The organism is Burkholderia arboris, from assembly GCF_902499125.1.
GTDB classification, from domain to species: Bacteria; Pseudomonadota; Gammaproteobacteria; order Burkholderiales; family Burkholderiaceae; genus Burkholderia; species Burkholderia arboris.
In genome coordinates this window covers 1-9,837 of the sequence record NZ_CABVPX010000056.1, presented here as the reverse complement: position 1 = coordinate 9,837, position 9,837 = coordinate 1, and the positions used below count along the sequence as shown (strand labels likewise).

8 protein-coding genes and 1 pseudogene are annotated in these 9,837 nt (G+C 64.8%); 1 reads left to right on the top strand and 8 read right to left on the bottom strand.

Annotated features, from left to right (window positions below):
• Nucleotides 1-149 precede the first annotated feature (149 nt).
• From BLA15945_RS36695 to BLA15945_RS36675, 6 genes are all read right to left on the bottom strand, one after another.
• Nucleotides 150-1,148 carry a TauD/TfdA family dioxygenase gene (locus BLA15945_RS36695; protein ID WP_059241583.1) on the bottom strand — a complete coding sequence of 333 codons (999 nt, stop codon included), beginning with the start codon at nt 1,146-1,148 and terminating at the stop codon, nt 150-152.
• Nucleotides 1,149-1,226: 78 nt separating this feature from the next.
• Nucleotides 1,227-2,537, bottom strand: coding sequence for a diaminobutyrate--2-oxoglutarate transaminase family protein (locus BLA15945_RS36690; protein WP_174994672.1), 1,311 nt, complete (start codon nt 2,535-2,537; stop codon nt 1,227-1,229).
• A 160-nt stretch (nt 2,538-2,697) separates the two neighbouring features.
• On the bottom strand, nt 2,698-3,648 hold the full coding sequence (locus tag BLA15945_RS36685; protein WP_059241587.1) for a UDP-glucuronic acid decarboxylase family protein: 951 nt from the start codon (nt 3,646-3,648) through the stop codon (nt 2,698-2,700).
• A 146-nt stretch (nt 3,649-3,794) separates the two neighbouring features.
• Entirely contained in the window at nt 3,795-4,514 is a 720-nt protein-coding gene (locus BLA15945_RS36680; RefSeq protein WP_174994671.1) for a thioesterase II family protein, read from the bottom strand.
• A 573-nt stretch (nt 4,515-5,087) separates the two neighbouring features.
• On the bottom strand, nt 5,088-5,219 hold the full coding sequence (locus BLA15945_RS37915) for a hypothetical protein (RefSeq protein WP_265095831.1): 132 nt from the start codon (nt 5,217-5,219) through the stop codon (nt 5,088-5,090).
• A gap of 102 nt (nt 5,220-5,321) precedes the next feature.
• Nucleotides 5,322-6,008: an HAD family hydrolase gene (locus BLA15945_RS36675; protein WP_174994670.1), complete on the bottom strand. Its 687-nt coding sequence runs from the start codon at nt 6,006-6,008 to the stop codon at nt 5,322-5,324.
• Between the two features lie 103 nt (nt 6,009-6,111).
• Here BLA15945_RS36675 and BLA15945_RS36670 point away from each other — a divergent pair, with 103 nt between their 5' ends.
• On the top strand, nt 6,112-7,347 hold the full coding sequence (locus tag BLA15945_RS36670) for a WG repeat-containing protein (RefSeq protein ID WP_174994669.1): 1,236 nt from the start codon (nt 6,112-6,114) through the stop codon (nt 7,345-7,347).
• Nucleotides 7,348-7,443: 96 nt separating this feature from the next.
• Here the strand turns inward: BLA15945_RS36670 and BLA15945_RS36665 are convergent.
• A pseudogene (locus BLA15945_RS36665) lies at nt 7,444-7,851 on the bottom strand (response regulator transcription factor); the annotation flags it as partial.
• Nucleotides 7,852-8,058: 207 nt separating this feature from the next.
• Nucleotides 8,059-9,837: thioesterase domain-containing protein (locus tag BLA15945_RS37985; protein ID WP_174994668.1), on the bottom strand; the 1,779-nt coding region annotated here is incomplete at its 5' end.

Here is a 9,837-nt window from a genome sequence, read left to right as displayed (position 1 = left end):
CGCCCGCCAGCCTTGCTTCTTGAATCGGGTTATATTGAGATTAGAGCATCGCGCCCAACCGGCGTCTGCCCTGTAATTCAAGGACACGACGTTTCGTGCGCGTGTTCAATCGGACAGGTCATTCAATCGCGCGATCAGGGTTTCGCCGGCTATCTGGCCGACGGCGTTCCCGTATCGGGGGAGTAGGGGTCCAGCAGCGACACGACCACCTTGCGCTCGCCTTCGAACGGGTTGCGCCCATGCGCGAATCGCATGTTGTCGACGAGCAGGACGTCGCCGCGCTGCCAGGGAAACTGGATCGCGCATTCGCGGTACGCGTTGCGGATCTGCTCGATGTCGTCGAGATCGAACGGACTCCCGTCGCCGTAGAACGCGTTGCGCGGAACGCGATCCTCGCCGAACAGGCTGACGATCGAACTGGCGAGCGATGCTTCCAGGTTCGAGAGGTGGAACAGGTGGGCCTGGTTGAAGAAGACCCTGTCACGGCTGACCGGATGGTAGGCCACGCCCTGGTTAATCTGTGCGGTGCATAACGTGTCGTCGTCGAGCCATTCGTGCTCGATGCCGTTGTCTGCGCAGAAGGCCGCGACCTGGCTGCGGTCGGTGGTCTGAAAGACGGTTTCCCACGGAATGTCGACGTGCCGCCGGTAGTGCCTGACATAGCGGACCTGCTTCGCCTCGAAGTTCGCCAGGATGCGTGCTCCGATCCTGCGGCTCACCTCCCGCATGTCGGCGATCGGCGTTTCGCCGCCGGCCGTGGGCGCGCAAAGGCAGCAGAATGCGACGCGCAGCGGCCAGCTGCGTTGATACGCGTTTTCGCAATGGAGCGCGATCGTCTCGCTCGGCGGATACTCGGTGGCGGTGAAGATGCCGTTGCCGATCGAGGTGCGCGGCGTGGAACGATAGACGTAGTCGGACTGATGAGCCGACACCGCGTTCGAAAACGCCTCGAAGTCGGCGACCGATGACACGTCGAAACCGCGAAACAGGAGCGCGCCGTGTTCCAGAAGCCGCGCTTCGAGTTCAACTCGATTGTCGTTCACCGCCAGCACGAAATCGCGTGCGTTCACTCGCCCGCTCGATGCCGGCTCCAGCAGCAACGGCGAGGCCCCGTCGGCAAGCAGCTTGCGTTCCGTCATGCCCAGCATGGTCAACTATTCCTTATCTGAACGTGGATCGCGACGCAACGCGGACCGACCGGCCTTCACGGTTACGCCGCGGTATGCCTATGCGCGGCAGGCCGTCGCCACCGCTTGCTCGAAGCGGTTGAGAATCTCGTGGATATCCGCTTCCGAGACGATCAACGGCGGCAGGAACCTGAGTACCGCGCCATGGCGGCCGCCGGTTTCGATCACGAGTCCGTTGCGCAGGCAATGCAGCTTGATGGCTTTCGCGAGCGCCGCATGGGGCGGACCGGTTCGGCCATCGCGGCCGGGCAGCACGACTTCGACGCCGATCATCAGGCCGCGGCCGCGAACCTGGCCCAGGCTGGGGAAGCGTTCGGCAATCCGTTCGAGGCCGGCGACCAGCAGCTTGCCGGCCGTGTCGGCGTGCGCCGACAGCCCGTCTCGATCGACGATGCGCATGGTCGACAAACCGGCCACCATCGCGATCTGGTTGCCGCGGAAGGTGCCCGCGTGCGAGCCGGGCGGCCAGGTGTCCAGGCGCTGGTCATAGACCACCACCGATAGCGGATAGCCGCCGCCGAACGCCTTCGACAACACCAGGACGTCGGGCCGGATGCCGGAATGCTCGATGGCGAACAGCGCGCCGGTCCGGCCGAGGCCGGTCTGCACTTCATCGACGATCAGCGGGATTTCATGCCGCAGCGTCAGTTCGCGCAGCTCGATCAGCCAGGCGTCGGAAGCGGGGATGCAGCCGCCTTCGCCTTGCACGACTTCGACGATGACGGCCGCGGGTTTCGTGATCCCGCTCTCGGGATCGGACAGGACCGTGCGGATATAGTTGATGCTGAGTTGATCGGTTGCCGAGCCGTCGGTGCCGAACGGGCAGCGAAAGGCATAGGGGTAGGGCAGGAAATGAACGTCGCGCCCGTTGCTGCCGGCCGATTTCGGCGTGAGATTGCCCGATGCGGCGAGCGCGCCGGCCGTCATGCCGTGGTAGGCCCCGTGGAACGCCATGATCGTCGGGCGGCCCGTATGATGCCGGGTCAGCTTGATCGCCGCTTCGACGCCATCCGCTCCGCTCGGACTGCAGAACTGGATCTTGCCGGTATCGGCGATCGCGTTCGGCAACATCGAGAAAAGCTGTTCGACGAACGCGTGCTTGGCCGGCGTCGCCAGGTCGAGCGCCTGTTGCAGTTGACCGGAGGACAGGAACCGCATGACGGCTTCGTTGACTTCCGGGTGATTGTGCCCGAGCGCGAGCGTTCCGGCATTGGACAGGCAGTCGATGTATTCCTGCCCGTCGGAGTCGCGCATGCGTATGCCTTCGGCATGGGTAAACAGCCGTGGGAACGACGTCGCGTAGGTTCGCGCGTTCGATTCGACATGCTTAAGATAATCGAGTTGTTCCATGCGTAGGAATCCGGCTTGCAAACGCGGATGATGGACACTGGCGCATCAGCATCGCTTCGTGTCGGCCAATGGTGCAACGGCAAGGGTGCAGCGGTACGGCTGATTGAAGCATGGTCTTCGTACCGCGTCTGCCACGGGAAAGCGGGACACCGGCGTGGCGTCAGGCCGGCACGGTCGAGCGGAAATAGTCGATGGTCCGCCGCAGCCCCGCTTCGAGCCCGACCGTCGGCTTCCAGTCGAGGTGGGTGCGTGCGAGGTTGATATCCGGGCAACGTTGTGTCGGGTCGTCCTTCGGCAGCGGCCGGAATACGATTCGCGACTTCGATCCCGTCAGCCGCAGGACGATCTGCGCGAGTTCGCTGACCGCGATCTCGTGCGGATTGCCGAGATTGATCGGGCCGGTGATATCCGCGGGCGTGCCCATCATCCGGATCAGGCCGTCGACCAGGTCGTCGACGTAGCAGAACGCGCGCGTCTGGCTGCCGTCGCCATACAGCGTGATGTCCTCGCCGCGCAGCGCCTGCACGATGAAGTTGGACACCACGCGACCGTCGTTGGGATGCATGCGAGGCCCGTACGTGTTGAAGATCCGTACCACCTTGATTTGCACGTTTTGCTGGCGGTGATAGTCGAAGAACAAGGTCTCCGCGCACCGTTTTCCTTCGTCGTAGCAGGCACGCGGCCCGAGCGGGTTGACGTTGCCCCGGTACGTCTCCGGTTGCGGATGCACGTCGGGGTCGCCGTACACTTCGCTCGTGGAAGTTTGCAGCACGCGTGCGTGCGTGCGCTTCGCGAGCCCCAGCATGTTGATCGCGCCCATCACGCTGGTCTTGGTGGTCTGCACGGGATCGAACTGATAGTGGATCGGCGATGCCGGACAGGCGAGGTTGTAGATCTCGTCCACCTCCACGTACAGCGGAAAGGTCACGTCGTGGCGCAGCGCCTCGAAGCTCGGGTTGCCGAGCAGCGTTGCCACGTTCTGCTTGGTGCCGGTGAAATAGTTGTCGACGCACAAGACGTCATGACCGAGTTCGACCAGGCGCTCGCACAGATGCGAACCGAGGAAACCTGCGCCACCAGTTACGAGGATCCGCTTTCGATTACGTTGCACAGTTGCACTCCAGGTTTGACGCGTGGGTAAGTGGCGAGCCGCCGCCGGGCACGTGCGATCGGGCCGCGTAGCGTTTCGCTGCGACGATCGCGGCCAGGCCCGGCGCGCCGATCGCGCGACGTGGATCCGGGCGTGTGCGATGCCCGTCATGCTTGCAGCGCACTCGGCGCAACGTGATCCGCACGCCGCAGGCGCGTCGCGATGATGTCGGCCATCGCCCGCATTTCGCTCCGGATAAAGAAGTGATCGCCGTCGATGACATGAAAATCGCAGTGCCCGGTCGTCGCGGCCTCCCAGCCTGAAACGGAATCGGCGGGAACCTGCCTATCCGCCCCGCCGGCGAACACGGTGATGTCGACGGCCAGCCTGCGTCCGGGCACGGCCCGGTAGTTTTCGATCAGCGTGAAATCCGCACGCAGCGCCGGCATCATCAACGCCATCATTTCGCGGTTGTCCAGCACCGGCTTCGGTGTGCCGCCCATCTCGTGCAGCGCGTCGATGAACGCGCGGTCGTCCAGCGCCTGCATTTTTCGAACCGGGCGCTCCTGCCCCGGTGCAGCGCGCGCGCTCACGAACAGATGCCGGAGGTTCGATTGCGCGTGGGCGGGAAGCCGCAGCGCCAGTTCGACGGCAATCGCCGCGCCCATGCTGTGGCCGAGCAATGCGAAGGGACGATCGAAGCAACTGCCGAGGTCGTCCAGCAACGCGTCGATCAGCGTTGCCATGTCTCGCACGGCAGGCTCCGACAGGCGGCTGCCCCGGCCGGCAAGCTCGTGGCGGTGCACCTCGATCCCGGGCAACAGCGGTTGCAGGCCACGATAGACGGCGGCCGAGCCGCCCGCGTAAGGGAAACAGATCAGACGCATGCGAACGGGTACTCGAGCGGCTCACTTGCTGCCGGGCGACCGGCGATCGCGCTGCGGGCATTCGCGGGTTCGGCGTTGTTCACGATTAAAAGTTCGGTCATTGCTTTCATGGTGATGCGTCGGCCATCTTCACCTTGGGGGAGTCGGGCTTGAATGCCCGGCGCGGCTTCGCGAAGTGCCAGGCGACAGGCCGTTTCATAGCCGTTTCATAGCCGCTTCGTTGGCGCTTCGTTGGCGCTGTACGAAGGCCGCGTGGCCGCGCGCGCGACGCCGCCGAAGCGTTGATTCGCGTCATGGAAATTCATGGTGACGCCCGGATTAGGAATGCACACGGTCCGGCTGGGCATGAGTAAAACATGAGGCCGCGTGGATGTATGTCGTAGAAAAACGGGACGTGCGGCTGGAGGGGATGCGAGCAGTTCGCGCGTCGTCGTGCGCGCTGCGGAGAAATGCGGGGGAGTCGACACCGGGCTTGGCGCCGCCGCGCTCGGCGGCTACTTTGATGCGCGCCGTGCAATCTCGCGAATTCCCCAGCGTTTCGCATTTCCGGGGCTCGAGCGTCGCCCGCGTCGGTCAGGAATCGACGCAATAAACGATGAATGCGAGCGCAGTCTGCACGCGGCTTTCGGCGACAGCGTGTACCGGCACGCGATCCACGATGAGCGCGTCGTCGAAGGCGGCCAGCGGATCGAGGTCGGAAACCACGCGCTCAACTGCCGGTCAAGGGCGATCCGCTCGCGGGCGCCGTCGAGCTGACTGGCGCGCATTCGGAGCACTCAGGAAAGCCCTGAATGACGGTCGCATTTGTCAGCCAGCCGTTACGATCCCGAGCAAGCGGGCAAGCCGGACATCGTCGAAATCCGGAAAGACAACCGCCCCGCGCGTGGTCAAGACGTCCGCTTTCGGCGGCATGCCGATACCGATGAATTCGAGGCCGAGAGCGCCGGCGACTTCAAGATCCCAAAGCCCGTCGCCGATGGAAACAGTCCGGCAAGACGATGCGACGCCATAGTATCGTCGGGCACGTTCGACGGCGGCGGCGACGAGATCTGTCCGTGACGGGTACACCGACGACGTCACCAGCAGATCGTCGTCGAACGGGATCCCGACGGCCTGCAGTTTCCGCTCGCTGACGCGCCGTACGCCGCCAGTCGCAAAGACGATGCCCCAACCCGATGCGATCGCCTCCCGCACGAACTGGCCGGCGCCCGGGATTTCCATCAGCGCCTGACGGGCGAGCGCGGCCACGAAATGACGATCGACCGCCTGCTCGAAGGCAGCCACAGCCGATGCACTCATCGGGCTCCTGCCGTTGGATGACAGTGCGTGAGCGAGGATTCCGGTGTCGGTGTGATGCGGATAGCGTCCCCAGTTGGTATCGAGCGCCGGCAGCTTCAATGCAAGCATCGCAGCCAGGAACGCGGACTGATGCAGGGCGACCGAATCGGTCAGCGTGCCGTCGATATCCAGTACAAGTATGTGTTCGGTATTCATGGGATGACGTTACGAAGAGGACGGCGTGCCGGTCGTACCGCGCCGGCCGGTCGATTCGATCGGTGGGCAGGCGAGCCGCTATCATAAGCATCCGGGACGCTGAATGCCAACGCGTCACTCACGACAGGGAACTTCGATGGCGCACCGTATGTACATGTTCAATCTGCAAGACATCGGTCCGGCCGACACGCCATGTCTGAGTATGGTGGAGTGGAACTACGACTTCCCGACGGTGTTGAGTCCGCTGCTGGCCGTGGCGCCATTCCTTGCACGCAATCGTTGCAACGATACTGGCGACAACGACGGAATTTATGCTGCAGCGGAAGGCGGCAAGGCCCGGATGGCCAGGTTGTACGCGTTCCTGGAGCGTCATGCCGACCGCCTGATCGACGATCTCGAGGCGTTCCGGGAAGCAAAGCGCAAGATCTTCGCGTTCCTCGAGAATCGTGCGATCCATCGATACTTTCACCTGAACGGATGGGACGTGTTCAACCTGTCGGCGGCGCCGCACGTCGAACTCGCCCAGGCGCTGCTGGCGCGCATCGAGCGCGACAACGCGAGAATCGAGCACGCGATCGAGGCCGACGATCCCGCCCTGCTCGACCAGTGCGAGGGTCTGGCGGAAGAAGCTGTCACCCGCTTTCGCGAACTGATCAACCAGGACCATTACGACTACGGGTGGGAACCGTTGACGTCGATTTACTACGAGCAGGTCGAAGTGTTCGAGCAGGACGGGAAGATGGGCGTGATGACCATCACGGGCGAGGTGCTGGTGCCGCCGCGCTACGACGAGATCGGCTTCGATGCATGGACGGAAGTCGCCATCGTCCGGCAAGGCGACCGCTATGGACATATCGACAGCCAGGGGACAACGATTACGCCGGTGCAGTACGACCGCGTATGGGCGTTCTGGCGCGGGGAGTATGCACGAGTGCTGCACAACGGCAAGTTCGGCGTGGTGGATCGCAACGGCGTACCGGTCATCCCGTTGGCCTATACGGCCTTGACCGCGCTGCAGTACTCCGGCAGCCAGTGCTGGGCAGCCTGCGAACACGAACGATGGGGCGTACTCGATGCTTCAGGGCAATGGCGTCTGCCGGCCGAGTACGAATCGGTCGACGACTCGATCGGCCGGATGGTTGCGACCCGCCCGGGCTGCGACGTGCCGGATATCTTCACCTGCCGCTTCGCGCGGCTCGGGACCTTGCCGGACGAGCAGATCCGCGCATACGAGGTCGAACGGGACGATGGCAGCCGCGTGTATCACTATGAAGTCGAGCACGCGGATACCGGCACGACCGCCGTGTTCGACGAGGATGGCGTACAGGTTCGAACCTGACACGGCGAATCGGTCTCGTGTTTTCGCGCCCGGACACGCGGGTGCACGGCACCGGCCTCGCCATGCGGCTGCGATCCGGCTGCAGCCGGCTTACGTAGCCGCGTCGGCCTCGTCCGGACTGACGCGATACGCGCGCCGCAACAGCGCACGGGCGCGCGCGACGAGTACGCGGGGATCGAGCGGTTTCACGAGGTAGTCGTCCGCGCCCGCGTCGAAAACGGCGACCTGGTCGCAGGCATCGGCGCGCGCGGTCAGGACGATCACGGGTACGTTCGAGCACGCGCGGATCTGCCGGCATAGTTCCAGGCCGCCGGAATCCGGTGGCATCGGATCGAGCATCACGAGCGCGGGCAGATGCTCGCGCACGGCTGCGACGGCAAGGTCGCCGCGGCGAACGATCGTCACCGCGAACCCGTACCGGCCCAGATAGTCGTGAACCTGCTGCGCGAACCGTTCGTTATCTTCGATCAGCAGGACACGGTGTGTGAGCGTTCCACCATTCATTCGGCGTGCTCCTGAATGACAGGCCTTCGCGGCGATGACCGTAACAGCCGTCGGCCGACTCGCGGTGCGCAACGCGCAGAAAGCGCGAGTCGTTCGTGCGGCCGACCGGCGAAGCAGGCGGGCCGGCCGGCCTTCGGTCGGCGACGGACCAGCCCGCCTGGGGCTGGTGCATGCTCGTCGTCGACCGCCGCGAAACCGGCACCCCGGTCAGGAAAGCGAACCATCGCTCATGCCCCCGGCGTATTCCCCGTGGCGCGGCCACGCACCCGTGACGGAGACCGGTGACGCCGACGACACCTTTCCGTGTGTTGCGCCCGCGTCGAGCGCAGCAGCAACGATCGGCCCGATCGCGGCCAGCGCTGACGTGCTCATCATCGTTTCGTGCAGGCATGCGACGTCGTGCACGTCGATTTTCCCGCGCACATACGGCTGCCACGCCCGGACATCGCGTGGCTGATAGGCCTCCGGCCGCTCGAGCGTCGCCCTGAAGAAGACCACGTCGCCATCGAATACGTCAGGCGCAAACATGCCGGCCTGCGCAGGCGCCACCTGGAATTGCCGGACGATCGATTCGAATGTCCGCGCGTTGAACGTCCTGAACATCGGATTGTGTTCGGCAAGGCGCGTCTTGAGCGTGTCGATCGTCAGCGAGCGGGCACTGGCCGACTGCGGCGTGTCCACGAATGCGCGTATCAGCACGTCGATGACTTCCGTCTCCGTCGGTGCGGGGTAAGCCTCGCTTCCCACTTCCGGATAACCGTCGAGCATCGCAAGCAATGCCACTTTTTCACCGGCGCATTGCAGCTGGGTGGCGATGGCGTGCGCGATATGGCACCCCAGCGACCAGCCGAGCAGATGATAAGGGCCGGTGGGCTGTACGCTGCGAATCTGCCGGACGTAGTCCTGCGCCATCTCCTCGATCGACTGCGCGTCGGTGCCGGCTTCGGTGAGCGCGCGCGCCTGCAGACCGTAGAGCGGCCGATCCCGCAGATGATGCGTCAGGCTCGCATACGGCCAGCTGAAGCCGCCGGCCGGGTGAATACAGAAGAGTGGCGGACGCGCCCCCTGCGGCTGGAGCGGCAGCAGGACAGCAAGCGCGTCGGACGCACCCGTTTCATGTATCCGGGGCGCCAACTGTGCAACGGTGGGCGCTTCGAACAGCGTGCGAATCGAGACCTCGTGCCCGAACGTCTCGCGGATTTTCACCAGCAGGCGGGCGGCGACAAGCGAATGCCCACCGAGCGCAAAGAAGTTGTCGTGCCGGCCGACACGCTCGACGCCGAGCAGGTCGGACCACAACGCGGCAACGGTACGCTCGGTCTCGCCCTGCGGCGCTTCGTACTGCGCCTGGACGAACGCATCGTCGTCCGGCTCCGGCAGCGCGCGACGGTCGAGCTTGCCGTTCGAGGTCAGCGGCAACGCATCGAGCACGACGAACGCCGCCGGCACCATGTAGTCCGGCAACCGGGCCGCAAGGTGCTCGCGCAGCTGCCGGACGCGTTCTGCACGTGGCGCCTCGTCGTCGAGCGTCACGTATGCCAGCAGTCGGGTGTTGCCCGCCGCATCGGGGGGCGCCAGCACGATGGCTTCGCGTACCGCGTCGTGCGACGCAAGCTGCGCCTCGATTTCGCCGGGTTCGATGCGGAAGCCCCGGATCTTGACCTGATCGTCGTTGCGGCCGAGGAACACGATGTTGCCGTCCGGCAGGTAGCGCGCCAGATCGCCCGTGCGGTACATGCGTGCATCGGGTTCGCCGGCCGCACGGGCGAACGGATCGGCCAGGAACCGCTGCTCGGTCAACTCCGGACGATTGAGATAGCCACGTGCAACACCTGCGCCGCCGATGTACATCTCGCCCACGGCACCCAGCGGCACCGGCGCCTGCGACTCGTCGAGCAGGTAGATGCGCGTATTGGCGATCGGCTTGCCGATCGAATGAACTACCTCGCCGGATGACGGCTCAAGCTCGCCGGAGGTCGCGACGAC

What these genes read in the sequence shown, in the direction of transcription:
- BLA15945_RS36690 (WP_174994672.1), bottom strand. Translation starts at nt 2,537, where the DNA reads ATGGAACAACTCGATTATCTTAAGCATGTCGAATCGAACGCGCGAACC.
- BLA15945_RS36670 (WP_174994669.1), top strand. Translation starts at nt 6,112, where the DNA reads ATGCCAACGCGTCACTCACGACAGGGAACTTCGATGGCGCACCGTATG.
- BLA15945_RS36695 (WP_059241583.1), bottom strand. Translation starts at nt 1,148, where the DNA reads ATGCTGGGCATGACGGAACGCAAGCTGCTTGCCGACGGGGCCTCGCCG.
- BLA15945_RS36675 (WP_174994670.1), bottom strand. Translation starts at nt 6,008, where the DNA reads ATGAATACCGAACACATACTTGTACTGGATATCGACGGCACGCTGACC.
- BLA15945_RS36680 (WP_174994671.1), bottom strand. Translation starts at nt 4,514, where the DNA reads ATGCGTCTGATCTGTTTCCCTTACGCGGGCGGCTCGGCCGCCGTCTAT.